Origin of the sequence: Ruegeria sp. AD91A (assembly GCF_003443535.1) — a bacterium.
Classification (GTDB): domain Bacteria; phylum Pseudomonadota; class Alphaproteobacteria; order Rhodobacterales; family Rhodobacteraceae; genus Ruegeria.
Genome location: NZ_CP031946.1, coordinates 3349013 through 3368626, shown reverse-complemented (window position 1 = coordinate 3368626; position 19614 = coordinate 3349013). Strand labels below are relative to the sequence as shown.

General features: G+C 58.2%; 21 protein-coding genes. 10 read left to right on the top strand and 11 right to left on the bottom strand.

What is annotated here, in order from left to right:
- Positions 1-48 precede the first annotated feature (48 nt).
- Positions 49-1311 carry an FAD-dependent monooxygenase gene (locus D1823_RS16905; protein ID WP_254683755.1) on the top strand — a complete coding sequence of 421 codons (1263 nt, stop codon included), beginning with the start codon at positions 49-51 and terminating at the stop codon, positions 1309-1311.
- Here the strand turns inward: D1823_RS16905 and D1823_RS16900 are convergent.
- The 4 genes from D1823_RS16900 to D1823_RS16885 all read right to left on the bottom strand — a co-directional run bounded on the left by D1823_RS16900 (position 1308) and on the right by D1823_RS16885 (position 3937).
- The gene (locus D1823_RS16900; RefSeq protein ID WP_117872046.1) at positions 1308-1493 is read right to left on the bottom strand and encodes a Trm112 family protein; all 186 of its coding nucleotides are present in this window, start codon (positions 1491-1493) and stop codon (positions 1308-1310) included. The genes D1823_RS16905 and D1823_RS16900 overlap by 4 nt on opposite strands.
- Positions 1490-2131 carry an LON peptidase substrate-binding domain-containing protein gene (locus D1823_RS16895; protein ID WP_117872044.1) on the bottom strand — a complete coding sequence of 214 codons (642 nt, stop codon included), beginning with the start codon at positions 2129-2131 and terminating at the stop codon, positions 1490-1492. The genes D1823_RS16900 and D1823_RS16895 overlap by 4 nt, the downstream gene beginning before the upstream one ends.
- Positions 2132-2158: 27 nt before the next feature.
- Positions 2159-3073: a thioredoxin gene (gene trxA / locus D1823_RS16890; protein ID WP_117872042.1), complete on the bottom strand. Its 915-nt coding sequence runs from the start codon at positions 3071-3073 to the stop codon at positions 2159-2161.
- Positions 3074-3148: 75 nt separating this feature from the next.
- Positions 3149-3937, bottom strand: a complete 789-nt coding sequence (locus D1823_RS16885) for an exodeoxyribonuclease III (protein ID WP_117872040.1) — start codon at positions 3935-3937, stop codon at positions 3149-3151.
- 242 nt (positions 3938-4179) lie between these two features.
- On the opposite strand from D1823_RS16885, the gene D1823_RS16880 reads away from it, so the two are divergent.
- Positions 4180-4998, top strand: coding sequence for a DUF2189 domain-containing protein (locus tag D1823_RS16880; protein WP_117872038.1), 819 nt, complete (start codon positions 4180-4182; stop codon positions 4996-4998).
- Between the two features lie 216 nt (positions 4999-5214).
- Here the strand turns inward: D1823_RS16880 and D1823_RS16875 are convergent, their stop codons facing one another.
- On the bottom strand, positions 5215-5901 hold the full coding sequence (locus D1823_RS16875) for a response regulator transcription factor (RefSeq protein WP_117872957.1): 687 nt from the start codon (positions 5899-5901) through the stop codon (positions 5215-5217).
- Positions 5902-6063: 162 nt separating this feature from the next.
- Here D1823_RS16875 and ribA point away from each other — a divergent pair, with 162 nt between their 5' ends.
- Together ribA and D1823_RS16865 are read left to right on the top strand one after the other, a co-directional pair.
- A complete protein-coding gene (gene ribA / locus D1823_RS16870; RefSeq protein ID WP_117872036.1) occupies positions 6064-7155 on the top strand; it encodes a GTP cyclohydrolase II in 1092 nt (363 codons plus the stop codon).
- Positions 7152-7652, top strand: a complete 501-nt coding sequence (locus D1823_RS16865) for a L,D-transpeptidase (protein WP_117872034.1) — start codon at positions 7152-7154, stop codon at positions 7650-7652. Before ribA ends, D1823_RS16865 begins: the two co-directional genes overlap by 4 nt.
- On the opposite strand, the gene D1823_RS16860 is transcribed toward D1823_RS16865, so the two are convergent.
- Together D1823_RS16860 and D1823_RS16855 are read right to left on the bottom strand one after the other, a co-directional pair.
- A complete protein-coding gene (locus D1823_RS16860) occupies positions 7636-8295 on the bottom strand; it encodes a YggS family pyridoxal phosphate-dependent enzyme (RefSeq protein WP_117872032.1) in 660 nt (219 codons plus the stop codon). The genes D1823_RS16865 and D1823_RS16860 overlap by 17 nt on opposite strands.
- 101 nt (positions 8296-8396) lie before the next feature.
- Entirely contained in the window at positions 8397-9452 is a 1056-nt protein-coding gene (locus D1823_RS16855) for a porin (RefSeq protein WP_117872956.1), read from the bottom strand.
- 285 nt (positions 9453-9737) lie between these two features.
- Here D1823_RS16855 and D1823_RS16850 point away from each other — a divergent pair, with 285 nt between their 5' ends.
- The 4 genes from D1823_RS16850 (at position 9738) to holA (ending at position 14333) form a co-directional block, all read left to right on the top strand.
- Positions 9738-10220: a DUF3576 domain-containing protein gene (locus tag D1823_RS16850; RefSeq protein ID WP_117872955.1), complete on the top strand. Its 483-nt coding sequence runs from the start codon at positions 9738-9740 to the stop codon at positions 10218-10220.
- Positions 10221-10292: 72 nt separating this feature from the next.
- Complete coding sequence (gene leuS / locus D1823_RS16845) at positions 10293-12830, top strand: leucine--tRNA ligase (protein WP_117872030.1); 2538 nt, start codon at positions 10293-10295, stop codon at positions 12828-12830.
- A complete protein-coding gene (gene lptE, locus D1823_RS16840) occupies positions 12817-13308 on the top strand; it encodes an LPS assembly lipoprotein LptE (RefSeq protein ID WP_117872028.1) in 492 nt (163 codons plus the stop codon). Before leuS ends, lptE begins: the two co-directional genes overlap by 14 nt.
- Entirely contained in the window at positions 13305-14333 is a 1029-nt protein-coding gene (gene holA / locus D1823_RS16835; protein ID WP_117872026.1) for a DNA polymerase III subunit delta, read from the top strand. The genes lptE and holA overlap by 4 nt, the downstream gene beginning before the upstream one ends.
- A gap of 1 nt (position 14334) precedes the next feature.
- Here the strand turns inward: holA and D1823_RS16830 are convergent, their stop codons facing one another.
- Positions 14335-15519: a TIGR03862 family flavoprotein gene (locus D1823_RS16830; RefSeq protein ID WP_117872954.1), complete on the bottom strand. Its 1185-nt coding sequence runs from the start codon at positions 15517-15519 to the stop codon at positions 14335-14337.
- A gap of 48 nt (positions 15520-15567) precedes the next feature.
- Here D1823_RS16830 and D1823_RS16825 point away from each other — a divergent pair, with 48 nt between their 5' ends.
- Positions 15568-15864 (top strand): HNH endonuclease, encoded by a 297-nt coding sequence (locus D1823_RS16825; RefSeq protein ID WP_117872024.1) that lies wholly within the window; start codon positions 15568-15570, stop codon positions 15862-15864.
- Here the strand turns inward: D1823_RS16825 and D1823_RS16820 are convergent, their stop codons facing one another.
- Genes D1823_RS16820 through D1823_RS16810 form a run of 3 tightly spaced genes read right to left on the bottom strand, consistent with a single transcriptional unit; the run spans position 15865 to position 17947 of the window.
- Entirely contained in the window at positions 15865-16602 is a 738-nt protein-coding gene (locus tag D1823_RS16820) for a VOC family protein (RefSeq protein ID WP_117872022.1), read from the bottom strand.
- Positions 16599-17207: an enoyl-CoA hydratase/isomerase family protein gene (locus tag D1823_RS16815; protein ID WP_117872019.1), complete on the bottom strand. Its 609-nt coding sequence runs from the start codon at positions 17205-17207 to the stop codon at positions 16599-16601. The genes D1823_RS16820 and D1823_RS16815 overlap by 4 nt, the downstream gene beginning before the upstream one ends.
- Positions 17204-17947: an SDR family oxidoreductase gene (locus D1823_RS16810; RefSeq protein ID WP_117872017.1), complete on the bottom strand. Its 744-nt coding sequence runs from the start codon at positions 17945-17947 to the stop codon at positions 17204-17206. Before D1823_RS16810 ends, D1823_RS16815 begins: the two co-directional genes overlap by 4 nt.
- A 140-nt stretch (positions 17948-18087) precedes the next feature.
- Here D1823_RS16810 and D1823_RS16805 point away from each other — a divergent pair, with 140 nt between their 5' ends.
- Entirely contained in the window at positions 18088-19602 is a 1515-nt protein-coding gene (locus tag D1823_RS16805; RefSeq protein ID WP_117872953.1) for a DUF2125 domain-containing protein, read from the top strand.
- Positions 19603-19614: the final 12 nt, after the last annotated feature.

Genomic DNA, 19614 nt, shown 5'->3' with positions numbered 1-19614 from the left:
CCCCTCCTGATTTTTCGGCTTTGGGTGACGGTAGCGACAGGACTGCACATGGACAATCCCGAAAGAGCGCGCATATTGCAGGGCATGACACAGGCTTCTGACATTCTGATCGTGGGCGGCGGGTTGAACGGCCCTGCTTTGGCGCTGGCACTGGCACAAACCGGTCACTCGGTCACGGTGATCGATGCGCTGGTCGAAAAGGTGCGCAAGAACGCGGCATTCGACGGGCGTGCCTATGCGCTGGCTCTGGCCTCACAGCGGTTGTTGGATGCCATCGGCGTCTGGGGCCGCGTCGCGCAACACGCCCAACCAATGCTGGAAATCAAGGTTACAGATGGTCATGCCGGAACAGGACCATCACCTTTTTTCATGCATTTCAACCATGCCGAGATCGAAGAAGGCCCGATGGGGTATATGGTCGAGGATCGTCACCTGCGCCGTGCTTTTCTGGACACGATGGCCGAAGAGCCGCGCATTACCCAAGTAAGCGGTAAATCCGTCGTTTCGCAACAGGCCGACACTGCCAAAGTGACCGTGACGTTGGACGACGGCACAACCTTGGGCGGCAGCCTGCTGATTGGGTGTGATGGTCGCCGCAGCGGAACCGCGTCACGGGCCGGCATCAAACGCACCGGTTGGGATTATGGCCAGACGGCATTGGTCTGCGCCATCGAACATGAGCTGCCACATAATGGCATTGCGCATCAGTTTTTCATGCCACCCGGTCCGCTGGCGATTCTGCCGTTGACTGGCAATCGCAGTTCCATCGTCTGGAGCGAACGCACCGAAACCGCACAGCACATCAACGCCCTGCCCGAGGGTGATTACGTGCAAGTGCTACGCCCGCGATTTGGCGATTTTCTAGGCAAAATCAGTCTGGCGGGTGATCGTTTCACTTACCCGCTGAACCTGACCATCGCCAATTCCTTCATCAGTGATCGCATGGCGTTGGTTGGGGATGCCGCGCACGGAATGCACCCCATTGCCGGTCAGGGCCTGAATGCCGGCCTGCGCGATGTCGGCGCTCTGGCTGAAGTTCTGACTTTGGCGGGGCGGCGCGGCGAGGATATCAGCTCGCTTATCGTTCTGGAGCGCTATCAGGAATGGCGCCGTTTCGACACGGCCTCGCTGGCGATGGCGACGGATGTCTTCAACAAGATGTTTTCAAACGACAATCCGTTGCTTCGCCTTGGACGTGACATTGGCATGGGAGTTGTCGGCGCTTTGCCCGGACTGCGTCGCGGTTTCGTTCGCGAAGCTGCCGGGCTGACAGGCGATCTGCCCAAGCTGTTGCAGGGGCGCCCGATTTAATCCAGCTTCCGGGCCTCATCGACCAGCATGACCGGAATACCGTTACGGATCGGAAAAGCCAAACCGGCGGCCTTTGAAACAAGCTCTCGCTTTTCGGCGTCATAGTGCAGCGTCGTATGCGTTTGCGGGCAGATCATTGCCTCGAGCATGTGGCGATCAAAGGCGTGTTCAGGGTCTGTCATTGAAGTTTTTCCTCACTCGATCCGCCACGCATGGCGAATTCAATCAGCGTCACCAAAGTCTCGCGCCGGGTGCGAAGGCAGGGGGCCTCCAGCAGGGCCTGCTTGTCCTCGGGGTCGAAATCCAAAAGCATCGACAGAGAATTCACCAAAAGCTCATCCTCGGCGTCCTTGAGCGAGTCCCAATCGGTGGACAATTGGCGGGATGAAAAGAAACGCTCCAGCAAGTTCAGGAACTTTGCGCGGTCGAACTCGTTGTCTTTCTCAACCTTGCCGAGGTCACGGTCGAACCCGTCCCACGAGACTGCGCACCGCCGGTAGGGCGTGAAAGCGTCCAGCTCTGACAGGACCCTGAACCGGGATACACCGGTCAACGTGATCAGGTAGCGGCCATCTTCCGTTTCCGAAAACTGCGTCACCCGCCCTGCGCATCCGATACGGTGCAGCTTGTCTTCATCACTGATCGAGGGGTTGGGTTGAACCATCGCGATCAACCGTTCCTTGGTTTTCAGTGCATCGTCCAGCATTTGAAGATAGCGCGGCTCGAATATGTGCAGCGGCAAGCGCGAGCGGGGCAGCAGCAGTGCCCCGGGCAATGGAAAAACGGATACTGTATCCGGCAGGTCGGCGGGATGCATCATGTTCCCAATTCTAGCTCTGATCGAAGATTAGGCAAATATCATCGAGCTGAGTTTGCGGCGTCCGTTCAGAACAATTGGGTCATTGGCCTTGAGCGCATCGAAGATCGTGAAAAGCTGGGTCTTGGCCGCGCCCTCATTCCATTCACGATCCCGGCGGAACAGTTCCAGCAATTGTGCCACGGCTTCTTCCACATCGCCGTTCGCGTGCAGCGCCTGCGCCAGATCAAAGCGGGCCTGATGGTTGTCCGGATCAGCCTCGACAGCTGCCATCAGCTCGGCGACGGGGCCGGCATCTGCCGCCTGCTTGGCAAGTTCCAGTTGCGCATGTGCGGCCTCCAGCTCGGCCGAAGTAGAAATCTCGGCCGGAGCGCCGTTCAGGATCGCCTCTGCCTGCTCCAGATCACCGGTGGTGATATGCGCCCGCACCAGCCCACCATAAGCCGCGGCGTGGTTTGGATCTTCACCCAGAATTGCGGCAAAAGTCTGAGCCGCGTCCGCAGCCGCGCCTTCGGCAAGCATTTCCTCGGCAGCCTGCACGGCATCATCCAACTGGCCGCCCGGGCTTTCACCACCTGCGGCTTCGATCACACGGTCCACGAAGGCCTTGATCTCGGATCCCGGCAACGCGCCTTGAAACCCGTCCACCGGCTGGCCCTTGAAAAAGGCATAGACGGTCGGAATCGACTGGATGCGCATTTGCGCAGCAATTGTCTGCGCCTCATCCACATTGATCTTGACCATCTTCACCGCGCCTTTCGCCGCTGTCACAGCCTCTTCCAGCATCGGGCCAAGGGTTTTGCACGGGCCACACCAAGGCGCCCAGAAATCGACGATCACAGGTGTTTCCTGCGAGGTTTCGACCACATCGGCCATGAAAGTGGCCTCGGTCCCGTCTTTGATCAGATCGGTTGCTGGGGCGTCTCCGCCGTTCAGAAGGTCCATGGCAATCACTCTTTCGTTCGAATTTGCGCCCTATATGCAGTCGCTGGTCGCGGAAACCAAGGGCTGAGTTGCGGATCAGACGTCGAAACTGGCAAAGACCGGAGCGTGATCGCTGGGTTTTTCCCACCCACGGGCATCCCTCAGGATACGGCTGGAATGGCCCGCGTTCGAAATATCGGCCGTAGCCCAGATATGATCCAGCCGACGCCCCTTGTCTGCCGCATCCCAATCCCGGGCGCGATAAGACCACCAGCTGTAAAGCTGTCCTTCCTGAATATCCTGACGGGTGATATCGACCCAGCCGCCTGCTTCCTGTGTCTCGGCCAGATGCTCGACCTCGATGGGCGTGTGCGAGACGACCTTCAGCAGTTGTTTATGTGACCAAACGTCATCCTCACGCGGGGCGATGTTCAGGTCGCCGACAAGGATGGATTTAGCCGGCTTTTCCGCACGGAACCAATCGCGCATATCGGTGAGGTAGTCGAGCTTTTGGCCGAATTTCTCATTCACGTCCCGGTCCGGCACATCGCCGCCCGCCGGAACATAGAAGTTATGAATCGTGACACCGTTTTCCAACCGCCCGGCAATGTGGCGGGCATGTCCGAGGCCTGCGAAATCCTGATCGCCAACCTCTTCCATCGGCAGGCGCGACAGGATGGCGACACCGTTGTACCCTTTTTGCCCTCGCGCAATCATGTGCGTGTAACCCAGTTCGGCAAAACCTTCGGTCGGGATCTTCTCAACCGGTGATTTACATTCTTGCAGGCACAATACATCTGGGGTTTCTTCCTGCAGCAATTTCAGCACGATAGGCTCACGCAGGCGAACAGAATTGATGTTCCATGTGGCAAGGGTGAAAGGCATGTCGGGGATTCCTTTGTCGCGATTGGCGCAGGTTAGCGTGGCACAAAGCCAGTTGCCACGAGAAAAGGCAGCTTCATGCCTGGACTATCCGTCGGCAGGTCAACGAGCTTCGCCGTCGCGCTTTCCCTTGCCCTGATACCTCGCCTGATGCAGACTTGTGCGCGAATTAGGAATGTCTGTTTCACCGCTGGGTCTGTTCGCGAACAGACCGGCCCGGCACTATGCTTTGGGAGGAGAGTGTCATGGCATCCGAATCCGCAGGTTCCACGCCGCCGGAAAACCTGACGCCACAGCAGCAGGCCATGCCCAAGGTCAACAGGGTCATTGTAGATGATATCACAGCGTCACTGAAGGCAGGGTTTTCCGACTTTCTGGCCCGTCCTGTCATGAGCGGTTTCTTCGGCCTTTTTTTTGCGGTTTTCGGAATTCTGTTGGTTTGGGCCCTGATCTGGCTTGGCCAGATCTGGATGATTATCCCTGCCATTGTAGGCTTTCCGCTGATCGCACCTTTTGCCGCCGCCGGGCTTTATGAAATGTCGCGCCGTTTGCAGAAAGGTGAAAGCTTTGGCTGGTCTGAAATCCTGACCGTTATGGCCAATCAACGCAAACGTGAAATGGGCTGGATGGCCTTTGTCACTCTTTTCATTTTCTGGGTATGGATTTATCAGGTTCGGCTTTGGCTGGCGATCATCCTCCAGAACGCATCCTTTTCGGATTTCGACGGGTTTTTGAACGCCGTATTCTTCACACCGCAGGGTTGGATATTCCTTGCCGTAGGCACCTGTGTCGGCGCATTCCTGTCGGCCGTACTGTTTTCGGTGACCGTCGTCGCCATGCCTTTGCTGCTCGACCGAGAGACCAACTTCATTTCCGCCATGTTGACCTCTTTGCGCGTCGTATCGGAAAGCCCGGTGGTCATGCTCGGCTGGGCGGCGATCATCTCGGTTACCATGCTGTTGTCGCTGGTTCCGGCGTTTCTGGGGCTGATCTTTACCCTTCCGATCCTTGGCCACACCACGTGGCACCTTTACCTGCGCGCCGTTGCCCCAGCGGAAGGGTAAACCGCCGCAGAGCTCACCTCCATCATTGGTCAAATATCGGTCAATGCGGCTGTCTGACTTGTGTGGAAACCTTCCCTCAGCAACGAAAAAAAGCCGGGCCATTCGGCCCGGCAGTCCAACAGGGAGGTACATGTCATAACCCGGACATGCACGGGTTGGGAGTAACCTAATTATGAGTACAGAGTATCACTTTGATCCACATCAATCCACAACCAGTTAAGACACGAGCCTATATCCACCCGATTCTGTGACCAAAAGGCGCGCATTGGACGGATCGGGCTCGATCTTCTGACGCAGACGGTAGATGTGGGTTTCCAGCGTGTGGGTCGTGACCCCGGCATTATAACCCCACACTTCGTGCAACAGCACATCCCGCGCCACGACGCCATCGGTCGAACGATACAGGAACTTGAGGATGTTGGTTTCTTTTTCCGTCAGACGGATTTTGCGATCTTCTTCCGTGATCAGCATCTTCATCGCTGGCTTAAAGGTGTAGGGGCCAAGCACAAATACCGCGTCTTCGGATTGTTCGTGCTGCCGCAGCTGAGCGCGGATACGGGCCAACAACACCGGGAATTTGAATGGTTTGGAGACATAATCGTTCGCGCCGGCGTCCAGGCCAAGGATCGTATCGGCATCGCTGTCATGACCGGTCAGCATCAGGATCGGGCTTTTGACACCCTGTTTGCGCATCAGGCGACACAGTTCCCGCCCATCGGTATCGGGCAGACCAACATCAAGAATGACCAGATCATAGATTGCTTCGCGCGCGCGCTCCATTGCGGACTGGCCGTCTGACGCTTCGAAAACGTCAAAATCCTCGGTCATTACAAGTTGCTCGCTGAGCGCCTCGCGCAGATCCTCGTCATCGTCCACCAACAGGATTTTCTTGAGTTGAGCCATTTCCCGGTCCTCCAAACGCTTTTCCATCACTTGCGCGCGGAATATGCAATCAACAAGATTTGCTGCAACGGTTTCACGCCTTCGTGTCAGAGTTGGCAGAAATGTTTCACATTTCCTTTCGAAAGAGCTAGGAGAAGGGCTCAGCGTTATAGGGTAACATAGATGAGTCTCATTCCCGATATCACCGAACTTCTGGCCAGGGCCCGGGCCGATCTGCGCATGGGCGTTCCTGTGGTGCTGACCGATGACAGAGGCTTTAGCGTTGTGGCGATCTCTGCGGAAACACTCAGCCCACAGCGCCTGGCTGATCTGAAAAAGCTCGGGGAACCGGTGGTGGCCATTACCGGGCGGCGGGCTGAAACTCTTAAAGCGCGGGCCTATGACGGTGATCTCGCGCGGGTTTCGATTCCCGCTGATGCAGACATCACATGGGTGCAGGCGGTTGCCGATCCCTCGGACGATCTGAACGCGCCGATGAAAGGGCCGCTGATGACCGAGCGCCACGGTAACGCCAATCTGCACCGCATAGCAATTGCGTTGGCCAAGTCGGCTCGCATTCTTCCTGCTGCGGTCGTCGTGCCGGTTGAAGACGGCCGGGCCTTGGCCGCTTCGCATGGCCTGACCTGCATTGATCACACACGCACCGCGCCGCATCTTGCGGACCGCAGCGCCTTGCATGAGGTGGTCGCCGCCCGCCTTCCGATGGAAGTGTCCGAGGCCGGTCGCCTGCATGTTTTCCGCCCCGAAGATGGCGGAGAAGAACATTACGCGGTCGAAATAGGCCGCCCGGATCGGGACAAGCCGGTTCTGGCCCGGTTGCATTCTGCCTGTTTCACGGGCGATCTGATGGGCAGCCTGAAATGCGACTGCGGTCCGCAATTGCGCGGCGCCCTGGCACAAATGGGGGCCGAAGGGGCAGGTGTTCTTCTGTACCTGAACCAAGAAGGGCGCGGTATCGGGCTGGCCAACAAGATGCGAGCCTATTTTCTTCAGGATCAGGGCTTTGACACGGTAGAAGCCAACCACAGGCTCGGCTTTGAAGATGATGAGCGCGATTTCCGACTTGGATCGGATATCCTGAAATCTCTGGGTTTCAATTCGGTGCGCCTGCTCACCAACAACCCCGCCAAGATCTCGATGATGGAGCGGGCAGGCATTGCCGTAACCGAACGTGTACCATTGAAAGTGGGCGAAACCGCGCATAACCGGGGATACCTGGCCACGAAAGCCGCGAAATCCGGGCACTTGCTGTGACCCCAGACGATCTTGTGCTTTCCCCGCGTGGCGTTCGCTTTCTTGGCAGGGCTTTCGCCTGTTCCATTGGCAAAGGCGGATTGAGCAACACGAAACGCGAGGGCGATGGGGCGACACCTACGGGATGCCATCGAATCGTTGGAATGCTCTACCGACCTGATCGGCTGATCACACCCAACTTCTGGGCGATCCCGATTGGGCCGATGGACTTATGGTCGGATGACGTAGAGGACACCCATTACAATCACATGGTGTCTGCCCCTTATGCGTTCAGTCATGAAAAACTGCGCCGGGCCGATCCGCTTTACGATCTGGTCCTGTTGACAGACTGGAACTGGCCGAATGCGGTTCCCGGCAAGGGATCGGCGATTTTTCTGCACCAATGGCGCAGGCCCGGTTACCCGACCGAAGGCTGCATTGCCTTCCGTCGGGACCATCTGCACTGGATTGCAGGGCGAATTTCCCTTGGAACGCGCCTGATTATCCCAGAGGTTTGAGCCGCTCGCCGAAAATGGCCGATCCGACGCGGACATGGGTCGCGCCCAAGGCGATGGCCTGCTCGAAATCACCACTCATACCCATCGACAACCCCTCAAGCCCGTTGCGTGCGGCGATCTTGGCCAAAAGCGCGAAATGAAGTGTGGGTTCTTCATCGACCGGCGGGATGCACATCAACCCACGCACCGGAAGGTCCAAAGACTGGCATTCCGCGATGAACGCGTCCGCATCCGCAGGAAGAACGCCTGCTTTCTGCGCTTCTTCACCCGTATTGACTTGAATGAACAGGTCGGGGCAGCATCCCACCTCTTGCGCCAGCCGCGCCAGGGTTTTGGCCAGTTTGAGGCGATCGACAGAATGGATCGCATTACACAGTTCCATTGCCTGCCTGGCCTTGTTGGTCTGCAAAGGGCCGATGAGATGCAGATCGACAGCATCGAACTGCTCTTTGAAAACGGGCCATTTGCTGGCCGCCTCCTGCACCCGGTTCTCACCAAAACACCTGTGCCCCTGTTCAAGAACAGCCTGAACCCGTTCGTTGGGCTGCACCTTGGACACGGCAATCAATTTTACCGAACCGGCCTGCCGTTGTGCTTTGGCTTCGGCTTTGGCGATACGCGCGGTGATCTCTTGCAACGACATGGGGCCCTCAATCTGTCTTTGGCGCAGAAAAACACCAAGCCAGCACAAAAGAAAAGGGCGAGTCCGAAGACCCGCCCTTAAACCTTACGGTTCAGATCAGCTTAGAAGTTGAACTGAGCACCGAAGTCAGCCTTCATAGTCGAGTCTGCGCAAGAGTCACAGTCGTTTACACCCAGACCACCGCGCAGCGATACACCGCCACCCAGGTCGTAGATCGCACCGATAGCAACCTGCTGAAGGTCAGCAGAGGCGTTACCGTCACCGTAGGTGAACAGCAGGGTGGTTGCAGCGCCCAGGTTGTAGGCAGCCGACAGACCCCATGCAGTACCGTCAGTCGCTGCAACCCCAGTTGAGTCGTCCGCGACAAACAGAGTACCCGAGAAGTCACCCCATTCGCCACCCAGGGTCAGAACGGTCAGGCTCGGATCGCTTACACCGGCAACACCCGCGTCGGTCTGACCATAGGCCACAGCAGCGGTGATGTTGTTGAAGGTGTAGGTTGCGCTGATGTCCCAGCGGTCTGCGTCAACGGTGGTCGAAGTTGTACCACCAGCTCCGATAACGGTAGCCTGTGCTTGGTCATACGATGCGCCAAACGAGAAGTCGCCTACGGAGTACTGGAAGAACACAGCGTTCGCACCCGAACCGGTCGACGAGTACGCCAGGAAGTTATAGTTAACGCCCGAGTACTGACCAGCGAACAGTTCCAGACCTACTTCGTTGCCGTAGTAGTTTGCCAGGTTGTCAAACGAACCTGCGACGTTGCCCGCGTCAACACGCAGACCACCGTAGATGACCGAGAAGCGTGCGCCGTTCAGGCCGGCCGAGTTTGCTTCACCGTTGCTGGCGTCTTCGTCGGCCTGCAGACGAACACGGCCTTCAAAACGTACGCCGCCATCGGTTTCTGCGATGCCGTCGATGTTCAGACGGAAGCGCGATACCAGAATGACGTCGTCGGTTTGAGCGGTCGAGCTTGCCAGAACGTCGTCGGCTGTCCCGTTCAGGCCATCGGCGCCAGGCCCACGAACGATGGTGGTTTCGCTACGATCTTCAGTGTAGCCAATACCAAAACGGCCATAACCGCTGAAGTTAACTTCAGCTGCTGCAACGCCTGCGGTCGCGATCAGCGCCGTCGATGCGAAGAGAACTTTTTTCATCTTGTTTCCCTCGGTTTCATTCAAAAGAGTTATCTACTCGACACATGCCTAGGCATATGTCTCAGCACGGACACCGTTTCGCTCTTTTTGCCCCTGTTGCGCAAGCTTGGCATAAACCCGGTCACGTCATTGGGGTCAGATTGGTGCAAGGATGCCACAGTTCCTTTTCGCCCGGATGCGGGTGATACACTTACATTTCAGAAGAATAGGCTTGTTGCAGCGAGGGTCCTTGGCTAGGAGTATGCCCTGAATACTGCACAACAAGTGAAACAGGACCTGCTGACAATGCGCCTGCCTACGATTTTGGGATTAATCATGCTGACCACCACTATTGCGGCATGCGGGCAGAATCGAACCACTTCGACATATTCCCCCAATCCCGCCAGCGGTAACTCCGATGAACGCGAATTGAACGACCCCGAACGTTCAACGTTGTGGGATATTTTTGACCGCAGCACGGCCGAGCAGACCACCAATGTAAACCGGTACTTGTGGGCAGCTTCTCTGGACATATTGAATTTCCTGCCTGTGCAGGAGGTCGATCCGTTTACCGGAGTGATCGTAACAGGTTACGGCACCCCTCCGGGTGGTGGCCGGTCATACAGGGCGACCGTACACGTCAGCGATCCGGCGCTTGCAGCCCGGTCTTTGTCCGTCGCCCTGCAATCCAGCGGTGGCGCCCCGGTAAGCGCGGCAACAACACGTGCCGTGGAGGATGCGATTCTGTCCCGCGCCCGTCAGCTGCGCATCGAGGACAACAAGTTCTAGCAACCCGCCGAAAATCACACTAATACCACGCCGGGTTCCTACCCGGCGTTTTCATTCACGAAGGACCGCACAATGTCGCGCTATTCGGCCACCGAAATCGAAGCAAAATGGCAAGAGGCCTGGGACAAGGCAGGAATCTTCACCGCCAACCACAAGGCGGACAAGCCGAAATACTATGTGCTTGAGATGTTCCCCTACCCGTCCGGCCGAATCCATATGGGGCATGTGCGCAACTATACGATGGGCGACGTCATCGCGCGGCACAAGCTGGCCACCGGGCACAATGTTCTGCACCCAATGGGCTGGGACGCGTTCGGGATGCCGGCGGAAAACGCTGCCATGGCGATTGGCGGTCACCCTAAAGAGTGGACTTACGGTAATATCGCCGACATGCGCGCCCAGATGAAGCCGCTGGGCCTGTCGATCGACTGGTCCCGTGAATTCGCCACATGTGACCCGGAATATTATGGCCAGCAGCAGGCACTGTTCCTCGACATGCTCGAGGCCGGGCTGGTCTACCGCAAGAACGCCGTGGTGAACTGGGATCCGGTCGACATGACCGTTTTGGCCAATGAACAGGTGGAGAACGGGCGCGGATGGCGCTCGGGCGCGCTGGTGGAACGGCGCGAGCTGACACAGTGGTTCTTCAAGATCTCGGATTATTCCGAAGAACTGCTGGACGCTCTGGACACGCTGGAAAACTGGCCCGCCAAGGTTCGGCTGATGCAGGAAAACTGGATCGGCAAGTCGCGCGGCCTGCAATTCGGGTTCGAGCGCACGGATGGTGGGGAACCGATCACCGTCTACACAACGCGCCCCGACACGCTGCTGGGTGCGTCCTTCGTAGGGATCTCGCCCGATCATCCGATCGCCAAACAGCTTGAGGCCGAAAACCCCGAAGTTGCTGAATTCGTTGAGGAATGCCGCAAGGGCGGCACCACGGAAGAAGCCATCGAAACCGCGGAAAAGCTGGGCTTTGACACCGGTATCCGCGTCAAGCACCCGCTGGACCCGAACTGGGAACTGCCGGTCTGGATCGCCAATTTCATCTTGATGGATTATGGCACCGGCGCGATTTTTGCCTGCCCGGCCCATGACCAACGCGACCTTGATTTCTGCCGCAAATACGATCTGCCCGTGGTCGATACGTTCTTTGCGCTGGACGACGACACGCCGGTCGACAAGATCGCCTTTGTCCCGCCAAAGACCGAAAAAGTCCGCTGGGTGAACCATTTCGCGGGCCTGACCGAAGCAACCGGCGAAGAAGCGATCAACGCCACCGTCGATTTTGCCGAAAAAGCCGGTTGGGGCGAAGGAGTAACCAAGTATCGTCTGCGTGACTGGGGCTTGAGCCGTCAGCGCTATTGGGGTTGTCCGATTCCCGTCGTTCACTGCGACAGCTGTGGTGTGGTCCCTGAAAAGAAAGAGAACCTGCCGGTTCGCCTGCCCGACGATGTCACATTCGACAAACCGGGAAATCCGCTGGATCGTCACCCGACGTGGCGCGACTGCGCTTGCCCGAATTGTCGTGCCCCCGCCAGGCGCGAGACCGACACGATGGACACGTTCGTCGATTCGTCATGGTATTTCGCCCGTTTCACCGCTCCACGTTCCGAAACCCCCACTGATCTGGCCGAGGCGGAATACTGGATGAATGTCGACCAGTATATCGGCGGTATCGAACACGCGATTCTGCACCTGCTGTATTCACGGTTCTTCGCACGCGCGATGAACATCACCGGGCATTTGCCGGACAAAGCCATCGAACCCTTCGACGCGCTGTTCACCCAAGGCATGGTCACGCATGAGATCTACCAAACCCGCGACGCCAATGGACGCCCGGTCTATCACCTGCCCGAGGAGGTCACAGACGGAAGACTAGCCGACGGTACAGAGGTCGAGATCATCCCATCGGCCAAAATGTCAAAGTCCAAGAAGAACGTGGTCGACCCGGTCAGCATCATCTCGGCCTTCGGTGCCGACACAGCCCGCTGGTTCGTTCTATCCGATTCGCCGCCCGAACGGGACGTGGAATGGACCGCTGCGGGGGCTGAGGCCGCGTACAAGCACCTCAACCGAATTTGGAACCTCTGTGACAAGATCGGTGCCATGGACCCGAACGCCACGGGCGAAGGGGATGAGGATCTGCTGCGCGAGATGCACAAAGCCATCCGCGACGTGACACTTGGTGTTGAAAGCTTTGGCTTCAACGCGGCGATTGCAAAGCTCTATGCGTTCACCAATACGCTGGCCAAATCCAAAGCCGGTGCTGCGGCCCAAAAGCAGGCCATCAAAACGCTGGCACAGCTGATGTCGCCGATGACACCACATCTGGCGGAAGATATTTGGGCCCATCAGGGCGGCGAAGGCCTTGTGGCCGTTGCGCCATGGCCCGTCGCCGACGAGGCGATGCTAGTCGATGACACCGTCACCTTGCCGATTCAGATCAACGGCAAGCGTCGCGCGGAAATCAGCGTGGCCAAAGATCTGGACAAAGCTGAGGTTGAAAAAATCGCGCTCAGCACCGAAGCTGTCCAAAAGGCGCTGGAAGGTAACGCGCCGAAGAAAGTGATCGTAGTTCCGGGCCGGATTGTGAATGTCGTCGTTTGATCGCAGAACCTTTTTACTGATGCCGCTGGTGCTGGTCGCCTGCGGCTTTGAGCCTGTCTATGCACCTGGTGGATCGGGTTCGGCCTTGTACGGCCGTGTCGAAGTGTCCGCCCCCAACACCGTGGAAAGCTATTTGCTGGTCCAAAATCTGGAACAGCAACTGGGACGAAGCGCCGGGTCGGTCAACGACTACAAGCTGGATGTTCAGGTTTCGACCGTAACACGGGGCGCCGCAATCACCACAACCAACGAAACGCAACGCTACACCATCGACGGAAGCGCGCAGTATGCCCTGCGGTCCAACGCAACCGGTCAGATCATCGCCTCGGGCTCGGTGGCGGACTTTGTGTCTTATTCTGCCGCAGGGTCGACCGTTTCCACGTTGGCGGATGAGCGCGATGCCAAGGAACGACTGATGGTGATTCTGTCGAGTCAGATCATGAATCGTCTTTACGCCACACCGGACCTGGCCGCATGAAGCTGAGCCCGCGTGAGGCTGACGGATATTTTGCCAAGCCGGACGCGGACAAGACCGGGCTGCTTATCTATGGCGCGGATGCGATGCGGGTTGCGCTCAAGCGGCAACAGGTGCTGGCCGCTCTGCTTGGCCCCGAAGCCGAAGAAGAAATGCGTCTGACCCGTCTGCCGGGGGGCGATCTGCGTGGTGATCCCGCTCTGCTGCTGGACGCAGTCAAGGCGGCCGGCTTCTTTCCCGGCCCACGTGCCGTTTTCGTGGAAGATGCAACTGAAACCGCAGCGCCTGCGATTTTGGCCGCGCTCGAAGACTGGGCCCCCGGAGATGCCCAGATCATGGTGACCGCAGGGCAATTGAAACCCAGCTCGAAAATCCGCAAGGCGTTCGAAGGCCACCCTGCCGCCTATGCGGTTGGTATTTATGACGACCCGCCCTCACGCGCCGAAGTGGAACGGGTTCTTGCCGAGTCGGGTATAAAAAACGTGCCCCGAGATGTCATGTCTGCAATCAGCGAGTTGGCCGTCAGCCTCAGCCCCGGTGATTTCGCGCAAACGATTGAAAAATTGTCACTTTACAAGCGTGATGACAGCTCTGACTTGACAGTCGAAGATATCGAGGCCTGCGCTCCTCGCTCGACCGAGGCGGCGCTGGATGACGTTCTCAACGTCGTGGCCGAGGGCCGCGCGGGTGAGATCGGGCCGCTGATCCGGAGGTTGCAGGCGCAAGGCACCAACGGAGTGACACTGTGCATCGGGGCGACGCGGCATTTTCGGACACTCTATGCCTGCGCGTCCGATCCCGGTGGTGCCGCGCAGGGCATCGGCAAGCTGCGTCCGCCGGTTTACGGCAATCGGCGCGACCGCATCCTGCGGCAGGCACAGGGTTGGGGGGCGGCCAAGCTGCAAACCGCGCTGACGGTTCTGACGGATACGGATTTGTCGCTGCGGTCCGCCGGGCAAACAGCCCCTGCCATGGCACTGGTGGAACGCGCGATGATCCGTTTGGCGATGTTGGCGCGATCCCGCTAAATCACTTGGCCGTTTCAAGCCAATCTGCGGCGGCCTGACCGGCCCAGCGCCCAGTAGCAAAGCAAGCCGTGAGCAGATATCCCCCGGTTGGGGCCTCCCAATCCAGCATTTCACCGGTGCAGAACACACCCGGCAGGGCCGTCAGCATCAGCCCGTCATCCAGCGCTGTCCGTTTCACACCACCTGCGGTCGAAATGGCTTCATCCATCGGGCGAAGTCCGGCATGCCGGATTGGCAGCTTTTTCAACATGCTCACTTGCACGGATTGAGAGTGGCCGCCGCGTTTTGCCATTTCATGAAATAGGGCGATTTTCTGAGCGGACAGGTTCAGCGACTTTCTCATCCACTGGGATAACGTTGTTTTTGACCGTTTTGCAGAAAACCGCGCCAGCAGAACCTGTCGATCCAGATCGGGCATCAGATCAACAAACAAAGGCTTCCCCGTACGCAAGGCCGGTGTCAGAGAATAAAGCCCGCCGCCCTCCAGACCGGTCTCGGAAATCGCTGCCTCTCCTCGACTCTCAAGGTCGCCTGCAATCCATCGGACCGATTTCAATGCGGCCCCGAAATGAGGCTGCATATGAGAGCTCCAATCGACTGAAATAGCTGAGTTCGCAGGTTCAAACGGAGCCAGAGCCACACCTTTACTGCCCAATATCTGCGCCCAGTGACCGTCCGAGCCAAGGCGGGCCCAGCTTGCGCCGCCCAGTGCCAGCACGGTGACATCCGCTGAGATACTGCGCCGCCCGTCCGAGGTGTCAAACACCAGCGCTTCACCGTCCCAGCCGGTCCAACGCCAGCGGGTCCTGACCTCGAACCCGGACTCGCCCAACCGTGCCAGCCAGGCCCGCAACAAAGGCGAGGCCTTCATGGATTCAGGAAATACACGCCCCGTCGAGCCGACAAACAGCGTCTGACCCAGATCACGCGCCCAGCGCTGCACCGCCTCGGCATCAAAGGCTGAAATGATCGGGCGCAACCAATCCGCCGCCACACCATAGGCGCGGATCAGGTCATCAAGCTGCTCGTCCTTGGTCAGGTTCAGACCCGACTTCCCGGCCATCAGGAACTTGCGCGCGACCGAAGGTTTGGCCTCGGCCACCAATACGGAATGCCCGGCTGCTGCCAGTTGCTCGGCTGCCATCAACCCGGCGGGGCCTGCTCCGATCACCACTGCCTGCGCCATTCGCACCCTCTTGCCTTCGCCCGTCACAGGCGCAAGTTTCATATCGTCATGACGAACAGCGATCCGATCTGCCCGCTTTGCGGCCGCCCGATCCCCGACGGGGGTGGCAGCCTGCATCATCTGATCCCAAAACTCAAAGGAGGCAAGGGCGGACCGACCGTTCTGCTGCATCAGATCTGCCACAAAGAGGTGCACGCCACCCTGACCGAAGCCGAACTGGCGCGCAGTTTCAACACGGTCGAGGCCTTGCGTGCGCATCCAAGGCTTGAGAAATTTCTGATCTGGGTTCGCAAACGCCCACCCGGGTTTCGTTCGAAAGTTCCGGGCAAGCGGCGCGGGAGGTGATCAGCCCGGCAGGATCGGGTCGCCGAAAGTATCTGTCAGTGGTTCGGACAGACCTTCGATCTCGATACCCAGAAAGTCCGGCACATGCGCGAATTGTGCGCCCGCAATATGCTGGAATTCCATCGTCGTATAGGCGCGTTTCCACAGCCATTCGCGGTTTTCAACAGCCCAAAGATCAGGATTGGGAGGGGTTTCGTCCATAAAGGAATAGAAATGCAGATCGAAGCCGTAGGGGGCGACCTCCTGCATCGACAACAACGACATGCCCTGGGCACGCCAGAACGCGTCTTCGGCGGCAATATCGCCGGTTCGAAGGGTAATCTGGCCGATCCGAGCCTGCGCAAAGGGCGCGTCGGGGTCCGCCGCATGCGGCGGTCGGTTGCCTTCGAAATCATGTTGCAGCAGTTCGATGACGAACCCTTCGGGATCCGCAAGATGGCACATGTAGCCGATGTCCAGAAACTGGTTCGGCGCGCTCACTGGAACGTCAAACCTGCGCAGATGAGCCGCGGCAAGATCGACATCCGGTACAGTGATTCCTATCTTCCAGTACCGCTGCCCCTTGTCATGGGTGTACCCTCCTCCACCCGGCAGCAACAAAATGTCTGCGTCTACGCCGTCATAGCCGACACGACGGTCGGTTTCTGCTTCGCGAACGGACATGCCCAGAACGTCGCGATAAAACGTGGCCAGCCGATCCGGATCAGCGACCCGCACGCGTAGTGCAGACAGCCTCATGAGCACAACCTTGCGATTCCCGCTGCGATCTCGGGGGCGGCGTTCACGCTGTCGGCCACCAGATCGCGTGCGGCTTGCATCAGGTGATCGGGGTCGACAATCCGGTCCACCAGGCCAAATTCATACGCTTCCTGCGCGGTGATTTTCTGACCGGCCACAAGAATCAACTTTGTCCTTGCCGGTCCGACCAGAGCCGCCAGCCGCGCGGGGTCGGACGGTTGTGGCAGAAACCCCAGCTTCATCACCGGATAGAAGAACTTGGCCGACGGCACGGCAATGCGCAGATCACAGGCCAGTGCCATACCATTGGCCCCGCCGGCCAAGGTGCCGTTCAGTGCGGCGACGGTCAGACAGGGCAGCGCGGCAATGGCGCCAGACAGTCTTTCCCAGACATCCGACCTGGCCAGACCGGCGCGTGCCTCGTCCAGATCCGCCCCGGCGCTGAACACTTTGCCCGCGCCGGTCAGGATCAACGCCTTCGCGTCTTTCGCAGACTCGGCAATCTCGGCCAGTTCTGACAGCATGGCCCCCGTCAGGGCGTTTGCTTTGTCAGGGTTATTGATCGTGACAATCCAGAGGCCGTCCTCTTTGGTCAATTCGATCATATCAGCCCGGCCCGCTTGCGAATGTCATCAAGCCGCAGCGAAATTTCAGTGCCAAGGAATTCATCTGCATCATCGGAGCACATCCACAGCAGCGCCCGTGCGGGCCAATCTGCGGGGATGTGGACATCCCAGTCCAGCTGACTGACGGGATTGATGCCGCTGGCCTTGATCGAACGCTGCATTTCGGTGGCCACCGTCCCCGGTGAAAGACCCATGGCGCGAATACCATTATGGGCTTCTTCCAGATGCAGGCATTCCGTGAGCATCTTGGCCCCGGCCTTCGAGGCGCAATAATGGCTCCAGGCTTCGACCGGGTTCGACGCTGCACCGGACGAGATCGTAAGAATACTCCCCCCTCCAGCGGCCCGCATCACCGGCAACGCCGCGCGCATCCCGTAGAAAATGCCTTTCAGGTTGATGTCGATGGCCTTGCTCCACGCCGCTGTATCAGCGTTCGAGAGATGAAAGATCGGATCGATCACACCCGCATTGCCGATCAGAACATCCAGCCCACCGAACCGGTCCACGCATGTGGCCACGGCTTGCTCGACCTGCGCGAAATCGCTGACGTCACAGGCCAGTGCGATGGCCTGATTGCCCAATTCTGCGGCCAGCGCGTCAATTTGATCATGGCTGCGGGCCACCAATGCGACATTGGCACCAGCTGCGGCAAAAACGCGCCCTGCCTCGGCCCCAATTCCACGGCTGGCCCCGGTTATGAGAACAGTTTTTTCCTGCATTTGCCCCTCCTCACGCATTGCAATCTCTGTCGGCTACAGCCGTAACGCGGAAACGGGGAAAGGGTCCAGCCCTTGCCCCCTTGACGATACCGGCTGCAAACCCGACCATGCGCCACAAATTGATCAAGAAGGGTTACCTTATGTCCGTTTTCCTTCGCCGCAGTTGCGGCGCTGCTCTGGCTTATGCCGTTGCCGCCCAAGGGGCGTTTGCCGACCTGTCAGCCAATGATGTCTGGTCCGACTGGCAGAGTTATTTCACCTCGATGGGTTACACCATCACAGGGGACGAAAGCACCGCAGGCGACGTTACCACAATTTCAAACATGACGCTTTCAGTGGCCTTTCCCGAAGAGGAAGGGCAGTTTCGGATGGTCATGCCAGAAATGACACTGACCGAAAATGATGACGGGACCGTTACCATTGGACTGCCGGAAAGCTTTCCCATGGAAGTCACCGGACAGGCCGAAGATGAAGATTTTGCGGCCACCGTCACCTATTCCCACAGCCAACTGAACATGGTCGTTTCAGGCACGCCAGAAGACATGACCTATGATTACACGGCTGACCAGCTGGGGGTGAAACTGGACTCGATTGAGGTCGACGGCCAGCCTTTGCCGAATGAAGTCTTTGGCATAAATGCTGAAGCAAGCGATCTGTCCGGCAGCTCGCGGATGCAGATCGGCGATAATCGCAATATCAGCCAGACCTTCAACGCAGCCACTTTAACCTATGATTTGAACTTTCAGGATCCTGAAAGCGGCGAAAACGGGCTGATCAACGGTCAACTGGATCAACTGGCATTTGAAGGCAACAACGTGATCCCCCCGGATTTTGACTTTTCGGACCCAGAAGCCTTTTACAAGGCTGGTTTCTCGTTTGACGGCACCTTCACCTATGCTTCCGGCAGCACTGATCTGAGCGGGACCAGCGAAGGTCAGGCGTTCTCGATGAACAGCACATCCGAAGGCGGGCGATTTGCAGCCAGCATCGATGCGGAGCGTATCGTCTATGACATTGACCAGAACAGCACGAAGATGGCCGTTACCACGGCGGGCTTGCCGTTCCCGATCGAGCTTTCGATGGCCAAGGCTGGCCTGAACTTCGAATTCCCCATCCAGCAATCGGACGAGGTTCAACCCTTCGGCTTTGGGCTGAACCTGACTGATTTCACCATGTCGGATATATTGTGGGGCATTTTCGATCCTGCGGGCGCACTGCCGCGTGATCCTGCGACGATTGCGTTGGATGCGACGGGTACTGCGAAAGTGCTGATGAACATATTCGATCCTGAAATTGACGTCGAATCCGACGAAGCGCCGGGAGAACTGCACTCGTTGAAGATCAACGACCTGCTGGTTTCGCTGGTTGGCGCCAAACTGACCGGTGACGGTGATTTTGCTTTCGACAACACCAATACCGAAGAGTTTGATGGCCTGCCCAGCCCAAGCGGCGTGGCGAACCTGCAACTGGTTGGAGCCAACCAGTTGATCGACACCCTGATCGGCATGGGAATCATCTCGGACGAAGACGCGCTGGGTGCCCGTATGATGATGGGTCTGATGGCTGTTCCGGGCGAAGAACCGGACACTCTGAACTCGAAGATCGAGTTCACCGAAGACGGTCAGATCCTGGCGAATGGTCAGCGTATCAAGTGACAATCAAAGGAA